Source organism: Blastococcus sp. SYSU DS0973 (genome assembly GCF_054051055.1).
Genome location: NZ_JBJHAN010000001.1, coordinates 87,907 through 107,941, shown reverse-complemented (window position 1 = coordinate 107,941; position 20,035 = coordinate 87,907). Strand labels below are relative to the sequence as shown.

The following is a 20,035-nucleotide window of genomic DNA, read 5'->3' as shown; positions in this document are numbered from 1 at the left end:
TCAGGCGAGACCGAGCTCGCCGTGGAACTGACCGGCCTCCAGGCGCTCGCGCACCGTGGTGAGGAACCGGGCGGCGTCGGCGCCGTCGACGATCCGGTGGTCGTAGGTGAGGGCCAGGTACACCATGGAGCGCACGGCGATGACCTCGCCGAGCTCGGCGTCCTGCACCACGACCGGCCGCTTCACGACCGAGCCCGTGCCGAGGATGGCCACCTGCGGCTGGTTGATGATCGGCGTGTCGAACAGGGCGCCGCGGCTGCCGGTGTTGGTCAGCGTGAACGTCCCCCCGCCGAGCTCGTCCGGGGTCACCTTGTTGGTGCGGGTGCGCTCCGCCAGATCGGCGATCTTGCGCGCCAGCCCGCCGAGGCTCAGGTCACCGGCCTCGTGGATGACCGGGACCAGCAGGCCCCGCTCGGTGTCGACGGCGACGCCGAGGTTCTCGCTGTCGTGGTAGGTCACCGTGCCGGCCTCGAGGTCGATCGAGGAGTTCACCGACGGGTGCTGCTTGAGGGCCTCGACCGCCGCCTTGGCGAAGAACGGCAGGAACGACAGCTTGACGCCCTCGCGGGCCTCGAAGTCACCCTTCGCCTGCTGCCGCAGCTGCGCGATGCGGGTGACGTCGGCCTCGACGACCGTGGTGAGCTGCGCGCTCACCTGCAGCGACTCCACCATGCGGCGGGCGATCACAGCGCGCAGCCGGGAGAGCTTCTCGGTGCGGCCGCGCACCGAGGTGTCCGGCGTGGCGGCCGGCGACGGCGTGCGGGTGCCCCCGGAGGCGGCCGGGGCCGACGCAGCGGGCTGCGCGGGGGCCGGCGCGGCGGGCTTCTCCACGGCGGCGAGCACGTCCTGCTTGCGGATGCGCCCGCCCACGCCGGTGCCCGAGACGCTGCTCAGGTCGACCCCGTGCTCGGCGGCCAGGCGGCGCACCAGCGGGGTCACGTACTGACCGCCGCCGCCGTCACCCGACGGGGCCGGGGCGGAGGGCGCCTGCGGAGCGACCTGAGGCGGGGGTGCGTCGGTCGGCGAGTCCGACGGCTGGGCGCCGCTCGCGCCGTAGTCGCCACCCGGCTGGGCGCTCGCGGGGTCGGCCTCCTTGGCCTTCGGGGCCGCCTGCGGCTCCGGCTCGGCCGGCGCCTCCTGCTGCGGTGCGGGAGCCGCGGGGGCGGAGCCGCCGCCGGACGCACCGGTGCCGATCACGGCGAGCTGGGCGCCGACGTCGACGGTCTCGTCCTCGTTGACCGTGATCTCCAGCAGCGTGCCGCTGACCGGCGCCGGGATCTCGGTGTCGACCTTGTCGGTGGAGACCTCGAGCAGCGGCTCGTCGGCGGTGATCTCGTCGCCCACGGCCTTCAGCCAGCGGGTGACGGTGCCCTCGGTGACGCTCTCGCCGAGCGCCGGCATGGTCACGGGAGTGCCTTCGCCACCGCCACCGCCACCGCCGGACTCGGCGGCCGGGGCCGGCTGCTGCTCGGGCTCGGCGGCGGGCTCCTCCTGCTGTCCGCCGGAGCCGGCGTCCTCGACCTGCTGGTCGGGGGTCTGCGGCGCGGTGTCGGCGTCCTCGGCGGAGGCAGGGGGGCTGGCGGCGCCCTCGTCGCCGTCGCCGCCGCCGATGACGGCCAGCTCCGCGCCGACGTCGACGGTCTCGTCCTCGGCCACGAGGATCTTGGTGAGCACGCCGGCCGCCGGCGAGGGGATCTCGGTGTCGACCTTGTCGGTCGAGACCTCGAGGAGGGGCTCGTCGACCTCGACCTGGTCACCCTCCTGCTTGAGCCAGCGGGTGACCGTGCCCTCGGTGACGCTCTCGCCCAGGGCGGGCATGGTGACGGACGTCGGCATCTGGGCAGTGCTCCTTCTGGCGCGGTGCGGGATGGGGGAGTGGGTCGATCAGCCGTGCACGTGCAGGGGCTTGCCGGCCAGGGCCAGGTGGGCCTCGCCGAGGGCCTCGCTCTGGGTCGGGTGCGGGTGGATGAGGCCGGCGACGTCGTCGGCCTCGGCCTCCCAGTTGTAGATCAGCTGGGCCTCGGCGATGAGCTCGCCGACGCGGCTGCCCACCATGTGGATGCCGACGACGGGGCCGTCGGGCGCCTGCACGAGCTTGACGGCGCCCGTCGTCTTCAGGATCTGGCTGCGGCCGTTGCCGGCGAGGTCGTAGGTGAGCGTCTTGACCTCGCCGTAGCGCTCCTTGGCCTGGGCCTCGGTGAGGCCGACCGAGGCCACCTCGGGGTCGGAGTAGGTGATCCGCGGAACGCCGGCGTAGTCGATGGGCGCGGGCTCGAGCCCGGCCACCCGCTCGGCGACGAGGATGCCCTCGCCGAAGCCGACGTGCGCGAGCTGGAGGGTCGGCACCAGGTCGCCGACGGCGGAGACCGTCGGGATGTTGGTGCGCATGTACTCGTCGACGAGGACGTAGCCGCGCTCCATGGCGACACCCACCTCCTCGTAGCCGATGCCGGAGCTCACCGGGCCGCGGCCGACGGCGACGAGCACCAGCTCGGCCTCCAGCTCCTTGCCGTTCTCCAGCGTCACCTTCACGCCGTTGTCCGTGGTCTGCACGCCGGACACCTTGTTGCCCAGCTCGAAACCGATCTTGCGGCGACGGAACGCGCGCTCCAGCAGCTTGGAGGACGACTCGTCCTCCAGCGGCACGAGGTGCGGCAGGCCCTCGACGATGGTGACGTCCACGCCGAAGGACTTCCAGGCGCTGGCGAACTCGCAGCCGATGACGCCGCCGCCCAGGATGATCGCCGAGCTGGGGACCCGGTCGAGCTCCAGGGCGTCCTCGCTGGTGATGACCTTGGTGCCGTCGAGCTCGATGCCCGGGAGCGTGCGCGGGTACGAGCCGGTGGCGAGCAGGACGTGCTTGCCCTCGTAGGACTGGCCGTTCACCTCCACTGTGGTGGGGGAGGTGAGCCGCCCCTCGCCCTCCACGTAGGTGATCTTGCGGGCCTTCACCAGACCCTGCAGGCCCTTGTAGAGCTTGGAGATGACGCCGTTCTTGTAGTTGTTGACGCCGTCCATGTCGATGCCGGCCAGCGACGTCTTGACGCCGAACTGCTCGCCCTCGCGGGCCAGGTCGGCGACCTCGCCGGCGTGCAGCAGGGCCTTGGTCGGGATGCAGCCACGGTGCAGGCAGGTGCCGCCGACCTTGTCCTTCTCGATCAGGACGACGTTCAGCCCCAGCTCCGAGGCGCGGAACGCCGCGGCGTATCCGCCCGAGCCACCACCGAGGATGACCAGGTCGGCGGGGGAGGTGGGTGCGCTCACGGGTGCTCCTCGATCGGGACGGACGCCTTCCCCGCTCGAGCGGGCGGGGGCTGGGGCCCATCCTGCCACCCCGGGAACGACCTGGCCGGTAGCACCGTTGCTCTCGCGGGCGTCGAGGTGATCAACCGGGTCAGGAAGGGACGGAGAGACCGATGGGGTTGTTCGACCGGTGGCGTCGCCACCGCGGGCGTGCCGGCGGCGCGGGCCGCCCCACGCTGGACCGCGCCTCGCAGCGGACCGACCTCAGCCACCTGGAGCAGTTCGTGGCCACCCGCCGGGGTGTCGAGGGCTACGTGGAGCCGCGCACGGCGGTCACCGAGGCGACGATCGTCCTGGTCGCGGCCGACGGTGAGTGGACCCGTCGGCGCATCGACGGGCCCGACGTGGCGCGCAGGCTGTCGAAGGACCTGGCCATCCCGGTCTACGACGCCCAGGTGACCGGCTATCCCCAGCGCATGCGCGACTGGAGCGCCCGCCAGAAGCAGAACCGCCTCCGCTGACCGCACCGCGGCTCGAGGACCGGCGCCGTCCGCGCGCCGTCCGCCGTCCCGGCTCACCGTGCCCCGTCCTGGCTCACGGTCGGACGTGGGCCAGGCCCCCCTGGTGATCAGCAGAAGGCCCCCGGGCTCTCCACCGCTCGCTGACGCTCGCGGCGGGCCCTTGCCCGGGGCCCCATCCATTCCGTCACTCGGCGATGAGCGCCTCGATCGTGGCGAGCAGGGTTCGGACCGGGACGCCGGTGCCGCCCTTGGGCGTGTAGCCCCAGGGAGCAGCGGTGTTGTAGCTGGGCCCGGCGATGTCGATGTGCGCCCACGGCAGCCCGGCCGGCACGAACTCGGCCAGGAAGTGCCCGCCGACGAGCATCCCGCCGAGCCGGTCGGTGTTGGCGTTGACGAAGTCCGCGACCGTCGAGTCCAGCCCCTTGCGCAGCTCCGCCGGCAGCGGCATGGGCCACATGGATTCGCCGCTGCGCTGCGCCGCGGCGATGACCGCGTCACGCATGTCGTCGCTGCCCATGACGCCGGAGGTGCGGGCGCCGAGGGCGACCATCTGCGCGCCGGTGAGGGTGGCGGTCTCCAGCAGGACGTCGGGGGAGTCCTCCGCGGCGCGGGCGATCGCGTCGGCCAGCACGACCCGGCCCTCGGCGTCGGTGTTGGTGATCTCCGCCTTCTTGCCGTTGCGGAAGGTGACCACGTCGGCCGGCCGGTACGCGGTGCCGCTGGGCAGGTTCTCCGCCATCGGAACGGTCGCGATGACCTCGACGGGCAGGCCGAGCTGCGCGACGAGGCACACGGTGGCGATCACGGCGGCGGCGCCGGCCATGTCGCTCTTCATGTCCTCCATCTTCGCGGCGGGCTTGATCGAGATGCCGCCGCTGTCGAAGGTGATGCCCTTGCCGACCAGCGCGACCTTCGTGCGGGCGCCCTCGCCCGCGTAGGACAGGCGCAGCAGTCGCGGCTTGCGGGTCGACCCGCCGCCGACGGCGAGGATGCCGCCGTACCCGCCGGCCGCCAGCGCATCCTCGTCGAGAATCTCCGCGGTCAGCCCGAGCCTCTCCCCGGCGGCGGCACCGCGCGCGGCCAGCTCGGCCGGGTACAGGTCGTTCGGCGGCGTGTTGACCAGGTCGCGCACCAGGGCGACGGCGTCGGCGACGGCGCGGACCCGGCGCAGGGCGGCCTCGGCGGCACCGGCCCCCGGCACGACGATCGTGAACTCGCTCGGCGGGGCCGGGCGGTCGCTGGGGAGCTGCGACTTGTAGGCGGTGAACTCGTAGGCGCCCAGGAGCGCCCCCTCGCCGACCGCGTGCAGCCGCTCGGCGTCCGGCGTCCCGCCGACGGCGGCCAGGAGGCTCACCACCGAGCGGCGGCCGCGCAGGGCGCGGCTGGCGGCCCCGGCGGCCCGGCGCAGGGACTCGGGGCGGTAGCCACCGGACGGCTCGAGTGCGCCGAGGCCGACGACGGCGACCACGGGGAACGGGCCCTGGCCGAAGGAGGGGAGCCGGGTGACCTCGTCCTCGGCGCCGCGGGCGCCCAGGTCGGCCAGCGCCGGGAGCAGCCGGCCGCCGAGCAGGCGGTCGACGGCCTCGGCGCCGGGGGTGGGGAGCGGCCCGTCGGGGCCCTTCCCGACGGCGACGACGACGGCGTCGCCGGTCAGCTTCTCGAGCGGGTGGTCGGTGGCGGAGATCGTCGGCGGCACCGCTCGATCCTAGGAGGACCCCCTGCCCGCCACCGCGCGCCCGCTCGGGGCGGGTCACCCGCGGGAAGGGCGCGCTAGCGTGCCGTACGTGACCCCGCTGACCTCCCCGCTGCACGACCGGCACCTCGCTGCCGGGGCCAAGCTCGCCGACTTCAGCGGCTGGTCGATGCCGATCGAGTACGCCGGTGGTGGTGTGCTCACCGAGCACGCGGCCGTGCGCGAGGGGGTCGGCCTGTTCGACGTCTCCCACCTGGGCACGGGAACGGTCCGAGGGCCCGGCGCCGCGGCCTTCGTGGACGCGTGCCTGACCAACGACCTGTCCCGCATCGGGCCCGGCCAGGCCCAGTACACGCTGTGCTGCGTACCGGACGGGGAGCCCGACGCCGGGGGAGTGGTGGACGACCTGATCGTCTACCTGCACGGACCCGAGGACGTGCTGCTGGTGCCCAACGCCGCCAACTCCGCCGAGGTGCTGGGCCGGCTGGCCGACGCCGCTCCGGCAGGCGTCACCGTGGAGAACCGGCACGCCGAGGTCGCCGTCCTGGCCGTGCAGGGGCCGCGGTCGCTCCAGGTCCTCGAACTTCTCGGGGTGCCCGGCGAGATCGGCTACATGTCGTTCGTGACCGGGACCGGCGGGAACGGCGCCGAGGTGACCGTGTGCCGCACCGGCTACACCGGGGAGCACGGCTACGAGCTGCTGGTGGCGGCCGACCGGGCCGGCGAGATGTGGGATGCGCTGCTGGAGGCCGGGCAGGACCTGGGCATCCGCCCGTGCGGGCTCGGGGCCAGGGACACGCTGCGGACGGAGATGGGCTACCCGCTGCACGGCCACGAGCTGTCCCGCGACATCACCCCCAACCAGGCCCGCGCAGGCTGGGCCGTCGGCTGGCGCAAGCCGGCGTTCTGGGGGCGGCAGGCCCTGACGGCGGAGAAGGGGGCCGGTCCCGCCCGCCAGCTGTGGGGCCTGAAGGCCACCGGGCGCGGGATCCCGCGCCCGGGCATGGCGGTGCTCGGCGCCGACGGCACCCGCGTGGGCGAGGTGACCAGTGGCACCTTCTCGCCGACCTTGCGGACCGGCATCGGCCTGGCGCTGCTCGACACCGCCGCCGGCGTGGCCGCGGGCGACGAGGTCGCCGTCGACGTCCGCGGCCGCCCGCAGGCCGCGGAGGTCGTCAAGCCGCCCTTCGTCCCTTCGCACGTGCGCTGAGACCGGGCCGCGCGGGGAGGCCGCTACGGCGCGGCCTTGCGGGTGGGGTCGCTGTCGCCCTTCTCCGGCTCGGCCTTGGCCGGCAGCGTGTCGGCCTTCACCGCGTCGCGCTCGCCCATCGGCATCGGCTCACCGTCGGTGGTGTCCAGGCCGGTCTGGTGCTCGGCCTCGGAGTTGATCTCCGCCCCGAGGAGCACCAAGTAGCACGTGAGGTACAGCCACAGCATGAGCACGATCACGCCGGCGATCGCGCCGTAGGTCTTGTCGTAGCTGCCGAAGTTGTTGACGTAGATGGTGAATCCGAGGCTGACCAGCGCCCACACGACGGTGACCACGATCGATCCGAGGCTGACCCAGCGGAACTTCGGCGCGTCCCGGTCGGGGGCCACCCGGTAGAGCACCGCGAGCGACCCCGCGACGACGACCAGCAGCAGCAGCCAGCGCGCGATCTCCACCAGCACGGTGCCGACCGACCCGAGCGGCAGCAGGTCGATCACCACCGGCAGGACGGCGACCAGGCCGATGGTCAGCACGACGAACACGATGGCGCCCAGCGTGAGGACCAGGGACAGCGCCCGGAGCTTGAGGAAGTTGCGGGTCTCGACCTCGTCGTAGGCGATGTTCACCGCCTTGACCAGGTTGTTCACACCGCCGGAGGCGCTCCAGAGCGCCGCGAGGATCGAGACCACAAGGCTCAGGGTGAGCGCCCCGCCGGCGTTCTCGGTCACGGCGGTGACCTGGTTCTCGATGAGCTGTTGCGCGGCCTCGGGCAGGCCGGCGGTGAACTCCTCGACCTGGGCGGCGGCTTGCTCGGGGGAGGCCACCAGGCCGTAGATGGAGATCAACGCCAGGAGCGCCGGGAAGATCGCCAGGAAGCCGAAGAACGCCACCCCTCCCGCGATGATCGGCATGTTGTCGGCGTTGTTCTCCGCCCAGGCGCGCTTGAGGACCTGCTTCCACCCGCGCGCGGGGATCTGCGTGGGGGAGCCGGCGTCGATCCCCGGCAGCTGCGCGGGACCCGGGGCGCCCGCGGGCAGGCGGTTCGCGTCCTGCGACCGGCCGCCGTCGGCCGTCGTCCGGGCCGCCGCGGCGCGCCGGGCGGCCTTCTCCTCGACGCGCTGGCGGATGCGGTCGACGGCGCTCTCGCGAGGGCGGGTACCGGTCACTGCGTCTCCCTGGTGCTGGGCCGTCGTCCGGCTGCGGGGTGGGGGGTGTGCCGGTGGCCGGAGCCGGGGTTCCGGCCACCGCCCAGGCGTCAGTCGCCCGGCCACGCCCCGGTGAGCCTGGTGAAGCCCTGCGCGCCCAGGCGGTCGATGGTCGCCTTGGTGGCCGCGAAGATCGCGCCCTGGAGGGCCGCTGAGACGACGATCTCCCACATCGGGTACTCGCTCTGGAGTGCGTCCGGTGCGTCGTCCTCCCCGCTGATGCGCTTCCACACCTGCTTGAAGACCGCGCCGGAGACGGCACCGGCCGCGATACCCGCTGCCAGGCCGATCGGCCGGTAGGCGAGCTTTGCTCCCTTGCTCAACGCTTCCTCCTCGCGCGTCGACGGGCCGCCTTCCGGGCCCGCGCGGTGGCCTTCCGCGCATCCTTCTCCGACCGCCTGGCGGCCTTCCGCGCATCCTTCTCGGCCCGCTTGGTGGCCTTCTGCGCGGCGGCACGCCGGGCGGCCAGTTCCCTGCGCGCCCGCTTGGCCTCGCGCTTGCGGCCCACGCGCGCACCGACCAGCAGCTCCTCGGTGCTGGCACGCCGCCGTGCGCGTCGCCGGCGCCACAGCACGAGGCCCACCAGGCCGGCCAGCGCCGCACCGGCTCCGGCGAACGCCGGGGGGCTCTCGCGGTAGGTCTCGACGGCGGTGTCCTTGGCGCGCGCGGCACCCTCCTTGGCGCGGGCGGGCACGTCGAGGCGCTGGCTGAGCTCGTCCACCGTGCGACCGAGCTGCTCCCGGGTGGCCTCGATGTCGGCCCTGATCGCGTCGGGCTCGGTGGCGCCGTTGGCGGCCTGTGCGTCGTCGGGCCGCGACCCGCTGGGCATGCTCACCGGTGTGCACTCTCCTTCACGGTCGCGATGTCGGTCTTGACGCTGGAGATGGCCTCCGTGGGCATCGGCGGAGAGCCCTGCTGGACGTCCTTCTTGCCGAGGAGGGCGAGGACGCCTGCAACGGCCAGCAGGACGACGCCGACGATCAGCGCGGCGAGCCAGGCGGGCAGGACGAGAGCCAGGGCCAGGATGGCCGCGGTGATCAGCGCCGCGGCTCCGAAGAAGGCGACGAGCCCGGCACCTCCGAAGAGGCCGGCGCCCACGCCGAGCTTCTTCGCCTTCTGGGTCACCTCGGCCTGGGCGAGGCGCGCCTCGTCGCGGACGAGGCGGCTGATCTGCTCGGTGAGCTGACCGATCAGCTGCCCGGTCGAGGCATTCTCGGGCAGGGGGGTCGCGTCGGCGCGGGTGGCGCCGGCCGTCGCGTCGGGGCGGGGTGCGGTCATCGGTCCTCCGGTTGGGGCGGGTCGATGGACGTGCATGCCCCCGGCGATCGGGACGTAACCGGCGGCTCCATCACATCGGCGCAACGCTGCCCCGGGGGACCGCCGCCACTAGCCTTCGGCGCATGAGCTGGCACTGGCGTCTCGAGGACCCCGCTGGATCCCCCCTCGACCCGGCCGCGGTCGGGGTGGAGGTGCCCGAGTCCGACAACCAGGGCGACGCGGAGTCGTGGCTGGGGGAGAACTGGCGGGAGCTGCTCGACCGCGGCGTCGCGACGGTCACCCTGTTCGACGGTGACCGGAAGGCCTACGGCCCGATGGGCCTGGCGGCCGACTGACGCTCAGGCTCACCTTCAGGGTCAGGTTCCTCCCGGGCCGGTGCGCCGGCCCGGGAGGAACTGCCCGGTCAGCCGCGGGCGGTCTTGGTGGGGTCCCGCTCGACGACGTCGCCCAGGGCCTCGTCGATCCGCGCCAGCACCTCGTCGTCCAGCCGGACCCCGGCCGCCTTGACGTTGTCGTGGACCTGCTCGGGGCGCGTGGCGCCGATGATCGCGGCGGCCACGTTGCGGTTCTGGAGCACCCACGCCAGCGCGAGCTGGGCCATCGACAGCCCCAGGTCGTCGGCGATCGGGCGCAGCTGCTGCACCCGGCCGAGGATGTCGTCGGTCATGAACCGCTGCATCGACTGGCCGGCCTCGGGGTGACCGGCGCGGCTGTCGGCCGGCGGCTGCTGACCCGGCCGGTACTTGCCGGTGAGGATGCCCTGCGCCAGCGGGGACCAGACGATCTGGGAGAGCCCCTCCTGCTCCGACGTCGGCACGACCTCGGGTTCGATGACCCGCCAGAGCATCGAGTACTGCGGCTGGTTGCTGATCAGCTGGACGCCGAGCTGGCGGGCGAGCGCTGCGCCGGCGGCGATCTGCTCGGCGTTCCACTCGGAGACGCCGATGTAGAGCGCCTTGCCGGAGCGGACGAGGTCGGCGAAGGCGGTCATCGTCTCCTCGAGCGGCACCGTCGGGTCGTAGCGGTGGGCCTGGTAGAGGTCGACGTAGTCGGTCTGCAGCCGGCGCAGCGAGGCGTGGCAGCTCTCGATGATGTGCTTGCGCCCCAGCCCGCGGTCGTTGCGGCCGGGGCCGGTGGGCCAGTAGACCTTGGTGAAGAGCTCGATCGACTCGCGGCGGTGCCCGTCCAGCGCCGCACCGAGCACCGTCTCGGCCCGGGTGCCGGCGTAGACGTCGGCGGTGTCGAACGTGGTGATGCCGACGTCCAGGGCCGCGCGCACGCAGGCCTGGGCGGCGTCCTCCTCCACCTGCCCGCCATGGGTGAGCCAGTTGCCGTACGCGATCTCGGAGATGGTCAGGCCGGAGCGGCCGAGGCGTCTGAATTCCACGGACCGCGACGTTAGGCGCCGCGCCGGACCACCGCCCGCCCAACCCCGGCGAGCAGCGTGGTCCCGTCGCCGGCGGCCCGGGCGCCACACGTGGCCGACCGGTCGGCGAGCGCCGCCGCATGGCACCGGTGTCGGTCGCGTGCAGCAGCCGGGCGCCGTCCAGCACGGGAAGGGCCCGGCCACGGTCAGCGGCCCGGCGTGCCGCACCCACTGCCGTCGGTGCCGAGCAGCCTCACCCGCATCAGCGTGCCGGGGCGACGGCCGGTGCTCAGACCTCCGCGCCCAGCGGCACCTCGGGCTTCGGAAAGCGCCACCGGCGGATCATGGTCGACCGGCTGATGCCGTACCAGACCAGGCCGCGCATCTTGTGGTCCCCATCGGGGAAGCGGCTCGCCACGGCGCTCTTGATCTTCCGGCCCAGGACCACCGAGTCGATGATGAGCAGGAAGAAGAAGCCGAGGAGGACGAAGCTCGAGTAGCTCTTCACCGCGAGGCTGGGCACGAAGGTGCCGACCAGCGCCACCGCGGCGACGGCGAGGAAGAGGCTGCCGACGTTGCGGCGGCTGTCGACGACATCGCGCACGAGCTTGCGGACCGGGCCGCGGTCGCGGGCGGGAAGGTAGCCGTCGTCCCCCCGGGCCATGCCCTGGCGGGTCTCCGCGCGGCGCTGCGCCTGCTGCTCGCGCATGCGCTTGTAGGCCTCCTTGCGCGTGGTGGGCGGCGGCGGGGGCGGGCCGGGGCGCCGACCCTGCGCCTCGCTGCGCTTCGGCGTCGGCCGGCCCTTGCCGCCGCCCTTCAGCAGCTGCGTGGTCAGCTCGCCGTCGTCGCCGGACGTGGCGGTGGTCGTCTCGGCGTGGTCACGGCGGCCGGGCAGGCGGAGCTTCACGGCCGTGGAGTCTACGTGTGTGAGCAATCCACCCTGGCAGGTCGAGCGCCGAGCCGTACAGTGGGTGCGCACGGGAAGAGGGGCCGTTCCGACGGCGTTCGTCCGCGGTAGGACCGCCTACGCGGACACCCCGGAGGGAGAGGACAGAGGAATATGACGGTGCAGGACACCACGGCCACCGGCGTCGTGCTGAGCGACCCCGCGGCCGCCAAGGTCAAGGCGCTGCTGGACCAGGAGGGCCGCGACGACCTGCGGCTGCGCATCGCCGTCCAGCCCGGTGGCTGTTCCGGCCTGCGGTACCAGCTCTTCTTCGACGAGCGGTTCCTCGACGGTGACCAGACCTACGACTTCGACGGCGTCGAGGTCATCGTCGACCGGATGAGCGGCCCGTACCTGGGTGGCGCGGTCATCGACTTCGTCGACACCATCGAGAAGCAGGGCTTCACGATCGACAACCCCAACGCGCAGGGCTCCTGCGCCTGCGGCGACTCCTTCAACTGAGGGAGGACCCCGTCCTCCTCACCCCTCGCATACTCGGGGCGAGGCTCTGGACGGGGCCTTGCGCGACGGCGGCCCGGTCTCCTCGGAGACCGGGCCGTCGTCGTTCCTAGAGCCTGACCGGGTAGACCGTCGCCGGGATCTCGGGCGTGATCCGCTCCTCGACGAAGATGCCGTGCCAGACCATGAAGACCAGCAGGGTCCACAGCTTGCGGGAGTGGTCGACCGGCGAGCCGGCCCGCTGGTTCTGCCGGTGCGCGGTGAGCATGGCCAGCACCTGCTGCTTGTCCAGCCACTCGTCGGTCCGGCTCTCCTCGATGGTCTGCCGGGCCCAGTCGTGCAGGTCCTCCGCGAGCCAGTGCCGGGTGGGCACGGGGAAGCCGAGCTTGCGCCGGTTCAGCACGTGCGGCGGCACGATCTGCTCCAGGGCGCGACGCAGGGCGAACTTGGTCGTCTCCTTGGTGACCCGCTGGTCGACCGGGATCGTGGAGGCCACCCGGAACACCTCGGGGTCGAGGAACGGCACCCGCAGCTCCAGCGAGTTCGCCATGGTCATCTTGTCGGCCTTGACCAGGATGTCGCCGCGCAGCCAGGTGAACAGGTCTACGTACTGCATCGCCGTCACGTCGTCGTACCCGGCCGCCCGCGTGCGCTCGTAGAGCTCCCGGGTGACGGCGACGTGCGACAGGTCCGGGTCCCGCTTCTCGAGGAAGGTCAGCTCCTCGTCGCGGAAGATCCGCGCGTTGCCGTAGTACCGCTGCTCGAGCGGAATGGCCCCGCGACGCAGCAGGTCCTTGCCGCGCATGCCGTCGGGCAGCTTCGTCGACAGGGTGCCCAGGGCGCGCCGGATGCCCTGCGGCAGCCGCTCGAAGGCCGCCAGCGAGAGGGGTTCGCGGTAGATGTTGTAGCCGCCGAAGAGCTCGTCGGCGCCCTCCCCGGAGAGCACGACCTTCACGTGCTTGCGGGCCTCTCGCGCCACGAAGTACAGCGGCACGAGCGCCGGGTCGGCCACCGGGTCGTCGAGGTACCAGACGACGAGGGGGATCGACTCGGCGAACTCCTCGGCCGTCACCACCTTGGTGATGTGCTCCACCCCGATCGCGGCCGCGGACTCGGCCGCGACGTCGATCTCGGAGAAGCCCTGCCGCTCGAAGCCGACCGTGAAGGTCATCAGGTCGGGGTTGTAGCGCTTGGCCAGGGCGGCGATGGCCGTGGAGTCGATGCCACCGGAGAGGAATGACCCGACGGTCACGTCGGCCCGCATGTGCATCCGCACCGAGTCGTCGAGCACCTCGGCGATCCGGTCGTAGAGCGGCTGCCGCTCGTCCTTCGCCACCGGCCGGACCGGGAAGGTCGGGTGGAAGTAGCGGGTGGTGGTGAGCTCGCCGCCGGAGACGGTGAAGCTGGTGCCGCTCTCGATGCGCCGGATGCCGCGGTGCAGGGTCGCCGGCTCGGGCACGTACTGCAGCGTCAGGTAGTGCTGCAGCGAGGCGGGGTCCACGCCGCCGGCGGCCGTGCTGCCGCCGAGCATCTCCAGCAGGGCCTTCTTCTCCGACGAGAAGGCGATCGCGCCGTCGGCCAGGCGGGTGGTGAACAGCGGCTTGATGCCGAAGGGGTCGCGCGCCCCGAAGACGGTACGGGTCTCGCTGTCCCAGATGACGAAGGCGAACATCCCGCGGAGGCGGGTGACGACCTGCTCGCCCCACACGTGGTAGCCGGCCACGATCGCCTCGGTGTCGCCCTCGGTGGCGAAGGTGGCGCCGGCGGCGGCGAGTTCGGCGCGCAGCTCCAGGTAGTTGTAGATCTCGCCGTTGAAGACGATCCGGTACCGGCCGTCGGCGTACGGCATGGGCTGGTGGCTGTTCTCGATGTCGATGAACGACAGCCGGTTGAAGCCGTAGACGACGCGGTCGTCGTGCCAGACCTCGTTCTCGTCCGGCCCCCGGTGCCGCAAGCAGTGCAGCGCACCCCGGACGTCGGAGACGACACTGTCGTCGACGCGCGGGGCGTCGGTGGAGAAGTAGGCGAGCAGGCCACACATGAGGCGCGGGACTCCGGGGGTCGGGGGAGGGCGGCCGGGGGCCGGGAGGGTCAGACGCGCTCGCCGGCGCGGGTCTTCCTGGTGGCATTGCGCTCGGCGAAGAAGGAGAGCACGGGAACGGTGCCGGCCAGCAGCGTCAGGGCGGTGCCCTTGAGCGTCCAGCGGGCGCGCAGGGCGAGGTCGACGGTCGCCAGGAGGAAGAGCCCGTAGAGGAAGCCGTGCGCGGTGCCGAGCACCTCCGACGGCCCGCCGATGCCGGCGAGGTGGTTCAGCGGCACCGCGACGAAGATGAGCGCGATGAGGAGCACACCGACGACCCACGCCATCGCCCGGTAGCGCTGCAGGGCAGCACCGATGCTGCGCTCGTCGCCACGCCCGGTGGTGGCGGCGGTCCGTTCAGCGGCCATTGCTGCTCCGTTGTCCCAGTGCCCGCTCGTTGAGCTCGGCGAGGTAGGCGTTGTAGGCGGCGAGGTCGGGGTCGCCGGTGGTGTCGATGCGCGGCCGCTGGTACAGCACGACCGCGTTGCCCGGCTGGTCCTCGTCGGGGTCGCGGTGCAGCTCGACCCGCACCATCCGGACGTAGAACCACAGACCCATGAAGCCGTAGAGGGGCCACTGCAGGGCGTAGCTCCAGTTGACCGCGCCGCCGCCGGCCTCGGCCTTGGACAGCTGCCAGTAACCGAGGAAGAAGGTGGCGACGAACAGGGCGACCACCAGCAGGTGCAGGAGCACCCATTTCGGGGTCAGCAACCGGGAGAACACGACACCGACTCTAACCGCCGCCCCGGCGGCGCCGGCTCGGACGACGGGGAGCCGTCGACGGGGGAGGGGAGGCGCCGGGCGGTGCGCGACCGGCGCGTGGGGGAGCGGAACCCGGCTGCCCGCTCGGAGGCAAGCTCCCAACCCGCCCGGCCGTCTCCGGTGGTCGGCCCCTGAGGCGGGTCGGCTACGCTCGGCCCACACTGACTTCGGCGTGGATGCACTCTGCCGAGGACCGGTGGAGGACCCGTTGGGAGGACCGCCCGGACGTCGGGCGGAGGACGAGGAGGCAGCGAGCAGTGGCTCGAGGCAGCAGGCTCGCGCGGCTGGCCGCGCTCGGTCTCCTGGGGGTGCTCACCCTCACCGGATGCGAGCTCGGCAACAGCGAATGGTGGGAGCACAACTTCGTCCGGTGGGGCTGGCCCGAGGGCATCACCGACGAGGCCGAGGCGATGCGGGAGCTGTGGATCTGGTCCACCTACGCGGCCCTGATCATCGGCCTGGCGGTGTGGGCTCTCATCGCCTACTCGGTGATCCGCCATCGCAAGAGGGGCGACGAGCTGCCCCGGCAGACCGCCTACAACCTGCCGCTGGAGATCGTCTACACGATCATCCCGTTCATCATCATCTCCGCTCTGTTCTTCTTCACCGTGGTGACGCAGAACCAGGTGCGGGGCACCAGCACGGACCCCGACGAGGTCATCGCCGTCAACGCCTTCAAGTGGAACTGGCAGTTCGTCTACCCCGAGACCTCGGACGGCAACGGCGAGCCGGTGAACACCGTCGGCACCAGCGCGGAGATCCCGATCCTCGTGGTGCCCACCGATCGCACCCTCCGGTTCGAGCTCGCCTCCGCCGACGTCATCCACTCGTTCTGGGTGCCGGAGTTCCTCTTCAAGCTGGACGTCATCCCCGGCAACGAGAACGGCCGGGACAACGTCTTCGAGGTGACCGTCCGCGAGGAGGGTGCCTACGTCGGCCGCTGCGCCGAGCTGTGCGGCACGTACCACGCCTACATGAACTTCGAGGTGCGGGCGGTCACCGGCGACGAGTACGACGACTACCTGGCAGCCCGTGAGTCCGGGCTGAGCACCTACGACGCGCTCGAGGCGATCGGGCAGCCCGGGGACGCGGGTACGACGACCCCGCTGGACCTCATCCAGGACAAGGCCGAGGACCAGTTGCAGGCCGGTGACTGACCTCTTCCGTTCCGGTAACCGGACCCGACACACGTACGAGGAGGCACGGCCGTGAAGGTCGAGGCACTGATCTTCAATCTGATCGCGGTGTTCTGCGTCGTGGCCGCGGCGGTCTACGGCTTCTGGTCGCGCGAGCCCATCGGCACCACGGCGCTCGCGCTCTCGGGCGGGCTCATGCTCCTCATCGGTGGCTTCTTCTGGTTCGTGTCGCGCCGGATCGACCCCCGCCCGGAGGACCGCAAGGACGCCGAGATCGCCGACGGCGCCGGCGAGCTGGGCTTCTTCAGCCCGGCCAGCTACTGGCCCGTCACGCTCGCTGCGGCCGCCGGCCTCATGGGGCTCGGGGTGGCCTTCTGGTACCTCTGGCTGATCCTGCTCGCCACGGCCGCGGTGCTCATCGCCGTCGGTGGCCTGCTGTTCGAGTACTACGTGGGGCAGAACGCCCAGCAGAGCTGACGTCCCACGCGCGCGACGAGGGTCCCTTCCGCCAACCAGGCGGAGGGGACCCTCGTCGTCGGTGGGGTAACGGTGCGGTGCGGGAGGGTCTCGGGGGACCGCAGCCGCAGTGGACGGTCCGCCGGGGCGCCATCGCGCTGCGGTGACACCTCCTGTGCTCATCGCCCAGGCCGGGCCGTCATGAGGAGCGGCTGACGGAGCGCCGGCCCCTCGGCCCGTCCAACCGGTGCGAATGCAGCGGCGGCCGCCGCGGGACGACAGCCGGTCCGAGCGGCACCTGCCCACGGCTCGCAGTTGGCGACATGGCCCCCTGGCACCTGGCGCGGAGCCGGCGCCGCGCCGCCCGGCCCCCGGACCGCCGTCCTGGCCTCTGACGTCCCCGAGACCCGCAGCCGTGGGGGTGCGGGCGTGGAAGGCCCGCCGCGGCGCCGGTGGTGGACGGCCTGGGGGCGGGCGGCAGGTCCGGTGGCTGCCGTGCGCGCCCTCGTGGCGTTCTGGGGGCAGGAACGGCGCGGGCAACGCCGGAGGCCGCCCCCGTGCGCCGGCGGCGCTCCAGCCGGGCCGCAGGGGGCCTTCACCCGGTCAGGCCCGACGAGGGGGCCGCCTGCACGCACTGGAACCCGGGGGGCGGACCGCCGGCTGGGAGGGATCCGGCACCGTCGAACTCGGGGAGCACCTTCCGGACGTGTGCGTGCGCAGCAGGCCAGGCGGCCCGCACCTGGATTCCTCGTCGGTGGTCGGTGGGCCACCGGAGGGAGTTCGGTCGTCGGAGGCTGCGCGCCGATACCTCGCAACGGACGATCCGCCGCCTTGAACGGCGAAGGGCCCCGGCGGAGTCCACCGGGGCCCTTCGTGCCGTGCTGATCAGTCGCGCGGGTCCTGCGGGCGACCACCATCGGACGGGCGACCGCCCTCGGACGGACGACCCGAGGACGTGAGCTGCCGGTCGGAGTCGGCGGCGGAGAGGCCGCGCTCCTCGCCCCGCTGCTCCAGCTCCACTGCGGACGGCTCCTCGACGGGTGAGAAGAACCCGCGGATGGCGCGCCGGGAGCCGCCCACCTGGTTCATCCGCTTCGGCACCGGAGCGCCGCCGTAGGCCAGCTGGCCGTGACCGTGCTCGTCGACCGGTCCGAGGGGCTGGTGCACCTCGATGAACTCACCATTGGGCAGCCGGCGGATGACACCGGTCTCGATGCCGTGCTCGAGCACCTCGCGGTCGTGCTGCTGCAGACCGAGGCAGATGCGGTACGTGACCACGTAGGCGATTGCCGGCAACACGATCACCCCGATGCGTCCGACCCAGATCATGGCGTTCAGGCTGAGGTCGAACTTGTCGGCGAGGACGTCGTTCGCGCCCGAGATGGCCAGCACCAGGTAGAAGGTCAGCGCCATCACCCCGAGCGAGGTCCGCACGGGGACGTCCCGGGGACGCTGCAGCAGGTGGTGCGACGCCGTGTCACCCGTGAGCTTGCGCTCGATCATCGGGTACAGCGCGAGCACCGTGAACATCGCACCGGCCACCACGACCGTCGGCCAGAACAGCGCCGGGATCGTGTAGTCGCCGGGGAGGTTGATGTCCCAGGCGGGGAAGATACGCGTCGAGCCGTCGAGGAAGAGGATGTACCAGTCGGGCTGGGAGAACGTCGACACCTGGGCCGGGTTGTACGGGCCCCAGAGCCAGACCGGGTTGATCTGGGCCAGGCCGGCCAGCGCGGCGCAGACACCGAACACGATGAAGAGCAGGCCGGTCGCCTTCGCGGCGAACGTGGGGAACAGCCGGTTGCCCACCACGTTGTGCTCGGTCCGCCCAGGGCCGGCGAACTGCGTGTGCTTCTGCTTGACCAGGACGAGCAGGTGCACGGCGATCAACGCGAGCAGGATCGCCGGGAAGATCAGCACGTGGGCGATGTAGAAGCGCCCGATGATCTCCGTGCCCACGAAGTCGCCGTTGAAGATCGCGAAGTGCAGCCACGTCCCGATGACCGGGATGGACAGCAGGATCGCGCTGATGATGCGGAGCCCGGTCCCCGACAGCAGGTCATCGGGGAGGGTGTAGCCGGTGACACCCATGAGCAGCGCGAGCACGAGCATGACCACACCGATGAGCCAGTTGCTCTCCCGCGGCCGGCGGAAAGCGCCGGTGAAGAAGATGCGCAGCAGGTGGACCACGATGGACGCGACGAACAGCAGCGCCGCCCAGTGGTGCAGCTGCCGCATGAACAGGCCTCCGCGGACGTCGAAGGAGAGGTCCAGCGTGGACGCGTAGGCCGCCGACATCTCCGTTCCGCGCAGCGGGTCGTAGGACCCCTCGTACACGACTTCGGTCAAGGTCGCGTCGAAGAAGAAGGTCAGGTACGTGCCCGACAGCAGCAGGATCACGAAGGAGTAGAGCGCGATCTCGCCGAGCAGGAAGGACCAGTGGTCGGGGAAGACCTTGTTGAGGGTGCGCCGGACGGGACCGGCGACGATCATCCGGTCGTCGAACTCGGTAGCGGCCTTGCCGAGCCGGGAGGTGGGTGCTCCCGGGAGAGTGGCGGTAGCAGCCATCAGATGCGCTCCCGGTTCCAGTAAGTGGGGCCGACAGCTTCAATGTAGTCACTGCGTGCGACGAAGAAGCCCTCGTCATCGACAGTGATCGGGAGCTGCGGCAGCGATCGGGTGGCCGGGCCGAAGACCGGCTTGGCGCCCTGCGTGACGTCGAACTGCGACTGGTGACAGGGACACAGCAGGCGGCTGGTCTCCTGCTCGTAGAGCGCCACCGGGCAGCCGGCGTGCGTGCAGATCAGCGAGTAGGCGACGTAGTCGCCGTAAGCGAAGTCGGCCTGGCCCTCGCGCGGCCGGTCCATCTCGACCTGCTCGGGGCGCAGGCGGATGAGCATCGTCCCGGCGTCGGACTGCAGGTTGCCACCGGGCACGGCCGGGAAGACCTTCTCCAGCGAGCCGGGCTCCTGGTCGCCGGGGCGGATCGGGCTGCCGTCGTCCCGCACCAGGCGGACGCCCTCGGCCCACGAGGTGCGGCCGAGCGGGTTGCCCGTGTTGGGGTTCTTGATGAGACCGCCCAGGGGAGCCAGGAGCATGATGCCGACGCCGGCGCCCATGAAGCCCAGCGACCGGGTGATCAGCTTGCGCCGGGGGAGGCCGCTGTTGTGGTAGCCGCCCACCAGGGTCGCGCCGGTGGTGACGCGGTCGAAGTGCGAGCCGTCGTGCTTGTCCTGGACCGCCGTCTCGTGCGGCAGCAGTTTCTTGGTGTAGAGCACCAGACCGACGCCGACCATCGTCAGCGACAGACCCATGAACAGCCCCAGCAGCGGGGTGAACAGGGCGCTCCAGGTGGTGCCTGCCTCGGCCCAGTTCCAGTCGGGCAGGAACCAGCCGGAGCCGGCGTAGACGACCAGGAACAGGAAGGCGAAGACGCCGGCCAGCGTGAAGGCCAGGCCGACCTGGCGCACCGCCCGCCGCTCCAGCCGGGATCCCGGCTCCGGGGCCGGGTCGACGTGGAGGATCTCCACCCCGTCGTACCGGGCGCCGAGGCGGTCCAGGTCCTCGCGGCTCATGCTGGCGAGCTGCTCGGGGGTGTAGTCCTCGTCCGGGCCGCCGTGCAGCGGGCCGGGGGTGTCCGCGCCGCCGGACGAGCCGGGGCGGGTGTCGTGCGTGGTCAC

The 20,035-nt window shown here is 72.3% G+C and carries 20 protein-coding genes; 6 read left to right on the top strand and 14 right to left on the bottom strand.

Translation table 11 applies throughout. The annotated features are described in order from the left end of the window. Both sucB and lpdA read right to left on the bottom strand, forming a co-directional pair. The gene (gene sucB / locus ACI791_RS00535; RefSeq protein WP_456584250.1) at positions 1 to 1,836 is read right to left on the bottom strand and encodes a 2-oxoglutarate dehydrogenase, E2 component, dihydrolipoamide succinyltransferase; all 1,836 of its coding nucleotides are present in this window, start codon (positions 1,834 to 1,836) and stop codon (positions 1 to 3) included. A 48-nt stretch (positions 1,837 to 1,884) separates the two neighbouring features. After that, a complete protein-coding gene (gene lpdA, locus ACI791_RS00530; protein WP_456584249.1) occupies positions 1,885 to 3,264 on the bottom strand; it encodes a dihydrolipoyl dehydrogenase in 1,380 nt (459 codons plus the stop codon). Positions 3,265 to 3,416: 152 nt separating this feature from the next. Here lpdA and ACI791_RS00525 point away from each other — a divergent pair, with 152 nt between their 5' ends. Then, the gene (locus ACI791_RS00525; RefSeq protein WP_347060197.1) at positions 3,417 to 3,764 is read left to right on the top strand and encodes an oxidoreductase; all 348 of its coding nucleotides are present in this window, start codon (positions 3,417 to 3,419) and stop codon (positions 3,762 to 3,764) included. A 184-nt stretch (positions 3,765 to 3,948) separates the two neighbouring features. Here ACI791_RS00525 and ACI791_RS00520 read toward each other — a convergent pair whose 3' ends face one another. Then, positions 3,949 to 5,460, bottom strand: a complete 1,512-nt coding sequence (locus ACI791_RS00520) for a leucyl aminopeptidase (protein ID WP_456584248.1) — start codon at positions 5,458 to 5,460, stop codon at positions 3,949 to 3,951. 88 nt (positions 5,461 to 5,548) lie between these two features. On the opposite strand from ACI791_RS00520, the gene gcvT reads away from it, so the two are divergent. Continuing rightward, on the top strand, positions 5,549 to 6,667 hold the full coding sequence (gene gcvT / locus ACI791_RS00515) for a glycine cleavage system aminomethyltransferase GcvT (protein ID WP_456584247.1): 1,119 nt from the start codon (positions 5,549 to 5,551) through the stop codon (positions 6,665 to 6,667). A gap of 23 nt (positions 6,668 to 6,690) precedes the next feature. Here gcvT and ACI791_RS00510 read toward each other — a convergent pair whose 3' ends face one another. From ACI791_RS00510 to ACI791_RS00495, 4 genes are all read right to left on the bottom strand, one after another. Next, positions 6,691 to 7,833: a YihY/virulence factor BrkB family protein gene (locus tag ACI791_RS00510; RefSeq protein WP_456584246.1), complete on the bottom strand. Its 1,143-nt coding sequence runs from the start codon at positions 7,831 to 7,833 to the stop codon at positions 6,691 to 6,693. An 89-nt stretch (positions 7,834 to 7,922) separates the two neighbouring features. Further along, entirely contained in the window at positions 7,923 to 8,195 is a 273-nt protein-coding gene (locus tag ACI791_RS00505) for a DUF4235 domain-containing protein (RefSeq protein WP_347060201.1), read from the bottom strand. Beyond that, on the bottom strand, positions 8,192 to 8,701 hold the full coding sequence (locus ACI791_RS00500) for a DUF3618 domain-containing protein (RefSeq protein WP_456584804.1): 510 nt from the start codon (positions 8,699 to 8,701) through the stop codon (positions 8,192 to 8,194). The genes ACI791_RS00505 and ACI791_RS00500 overlap by 4 nt, the downstream gene beginning before the upstream one ends. 2 nt (positions 8,702 to 8,703) lie before the next feature. Then, positions 8,704 to 9,150 carry a phage holin family protein gene (locus ACI791_RS00495; protein ID WP_456584245.1) on the bottom strand — a complete coding sequence of 149 codons (447 nt, stop codon included), beginning with the start codon at positions 9,148 to 9,150 and terminating at the stop codon, positions 8,704 to 8,706. A 122-nt stretch (positions 9,151 to 9,272) separates the two neighbouring features. On the opposite strand from ACI791_RS00495, the gene ACI791_RS00490 reads away from it, so the two are divergent. Then, the gene (locus ACI791_RS00490) at positions 9,273 to 9,485 is read left to right on the top strand and encodes a hypothetical protein (protein ID WP_347060204.1); all 213 of its coding nucleotides are present in this window, start codon (positions 9,273 to 9,275) and stop codon (positions 9,483 to 9,485) included. Between the two features lie 68 nt (positions 9,486 to 9,553). On the opposite strand, the gene ACI791_RS00485 is transcribed toward ACI791_RS00490, so the two are convergent. Both ACI791_RS00485 and ACI791_RS00480 read right to left on the bottom strand, forming a co-directional pair. Further along, positions 9,554 to 10,537: an aldo/keto reductase family protein gene (locus tag ACI791_RS00485; RefSeq protein ID WP_456584244.1), complete on the bottom strand. Its 984-nt coding sequence runs from the start codon at positions 10,535 to 10,537 to the stop codon at positions 9,554 to 9,556. Positions 10,538 to 10,805: 268 nt separating this feature from the next. Continuing rightward, positions 10,806 to 11,423 (bottom strand): DUF3043 domain-containing protein, encoded by a 618-nt coding sequence (locus ACI791_RS00480; protein ID WP_456584243.1) that lies wholly within the window; start codon positions 11,421 to 11,423, stop codon positions 10,806 to 10,808. Positions 11,424 to 11,576: 153 nt separating this feature from the next. On the opposite strand from ACI791_RS00480, the gene ACI791_RS00475 reads away from it, so the two are divergent. Continuing rightward, a complete protein-coding gene (locus ACI791_RS00475; protein ID WP_284490907.1) occupies positions 11,577 to 11,924 on the top strand; it encodes a HesB/IscA family protein in 348 nt (115 codons plus the stop codon). A 106-nt stretch (positions 11,925 to 12,030) separates the two neighbouring features. Here the strand turns inward: ACI791_RS00475 and asnB are convergent, their stop codons facing one another. From asnB to ACI791_RS00460, 3 genes are read right to left on the bottom strand one after another with little or no spacing between them, the layout of a single operon-like run. After that, complete coding sequence (asnB, locus tag ACI791_RS00470; RefSeq protein WP_456584242.1) at positions 12,031 to 13,962, bottom strand: asparagine synthase (glutamine-hydrolyzing); 1,932 nt, start codon at positions 13,960 to 13,962, stop codon at positions 12,031 to 12,033. A 50-nt stretch (positions 13,963 to 14,012) separates the two neighbouring features. After that, positions 14,013 to 14,369, bottom strand: coding sequence for a DUF3817 domain-containing protein (locus ACI791_RS00465; RefSeq protein ID WP_456584241.1), 357 nt, complete (start codon positions 14,367 to 14,369; stop codon positions 14,013 to 14,015). After that, on the bottom strand, positions 14,359 to 14,724 hold the full coding sequence (locus ACI791_RS00460; RefSeq protein ID WP_456584240.1) for a metalloprotease: 366 nt from the start codon (positions 14,722 to 14,724) through the stop codon (positions 14,359 to 14,361). The genes ACI791_RS00465 and ACI791_RS00460 overlap by 11 nt, the downstream gene beginning before the upstream one ends. Before the next feature lie 296 nt (positions 14,725 to 15,020). Here ACI791_RS00460 and ctaC point away from each other — a divergent pair, with 296 nt between their 5' ends. Both ctaC and ACI791_RS00450 read left to right on the top strand, forming a co-directional pair. Further along, the gene (gene ctaC / locus ACI791_RS00455; protein WP_456584239.1) at positions 15,021 to 15,920 is read left to right on the top strand and encodes an aa3-type cytochrome oxidase subunit II; all 900 of its coding nucleotides are present in this window, start codon (positions 15,021 to 15,023) and stop codon (positions 15,918 to 15,920) included. A 51-nt stretch (positions 15,921 to 15,971) separates the two neighbouring features. Next, positions 15,972 to 16,376, top strand: a complete 405-nt coding sequence (locus ACI791_RS00450; protein ID WP_456584238.1) for a cytochrome c oxidase subunit 4 — start codon at positions 15,972 to 15,974, stop codon at positions 16,374 to 16,376. 864 nt (positions 16,377 to 17,240) lie between these two features. Here ACI791_RS00450 and qcrB read toward each other — a convergent pair. Both qcrB and qcrA read right to left on the bottom strand, forming a co-directional pair. Continuing rightward, complete coding sequence (gene qcrB / locus ACI791_RS00445) at positions 17,241 to 18,923, bottom strand: cytochrome bc1 complex cytochrome b subunit (protein ID WP_456584237.1); 1,683 nt, start codon at positions 18,921 to 18,923, stop codon at positions 17,241 to 17,243. Further along, a complete protein-coding gene (qcrA, locus tag ACI791_RS00440; protein ID WP_456584236.1) occupies positions 18,923 to 20,035 on the bottom strand; it encodes a cytochrome bc1 complex Rieske iron-sulfur subunit in 1,113 nt (370 codons plus the stop codon). The genes qcrB and qcrA overlap by 1 nt, the downstream gene beginning before the upstream one ends.

Bases quoted from the DNA above. Each gene is read 5' to 3' on its own strand.
- sucB (WP_456584250.1), bottom strand. From the start codon at position 1,836: ATGCCGACGTCCGTCACCATGCCCGCCCTGGGCGAGAGCGTCACCGAG.
- ACI791_RS00525 (WP_347060197.1), top strand. From the start codon at position 3,417: ATGGGGTTGTTCGACCGGTGGCGTCGCCACCGCGGGCGTGCCGGCGGC.
- ACI791_RS00500 (WP_456584804.1), bottom strand. From the start codon at position 8,701: ATGCCCAGCGGGTCGCGGCCCGACGACGCACAGGCCGCCAACGGCGCC.
- ACI791_RS00495 (WP_456584245.1), bottom strand. From the start codon at position 9,150: ATGACCGCACCCCGCCCCGACGCGACGGCCGGCGCCACCCGCGCCGAC.
- ACI791_RS00490 (WP_347060204.1), top strand. From the start codon at position 9,273: ATGAGCTGGCACTGGCGTCTCGAGGACCCCGCTGGATCCCCCCTCGAC.
- ACI791_RS00475 (WP_284490907.1), top strand. From the start codon at position 11,577: ATGACGGTGCAGGACACCACGGCCACCGGCGTCGTGCTGAGCGACCCC.
- asnB (WP_456584242.1), bottom strand. From the start codon at position 13,962: ATGTGTGGCCTGCTCGCCTACTTCTCCACCGACGCCCCGCGCGTCGAC.
- ACI791_RS00465 (WP_456584241.1), bottom strand. From the start codon at position 14,369: ATGGCCGCTGAACGGACCGCCGCCACCACCGGGCGTGGCGACGAGCGC.
- qcrB (WP_456584237.1), bottom strand. From the start codon at position 18,923: ATGGCTGCTACCGCCACTCTCCCGGGAGCACCCACCTCCCGGCTCGGC.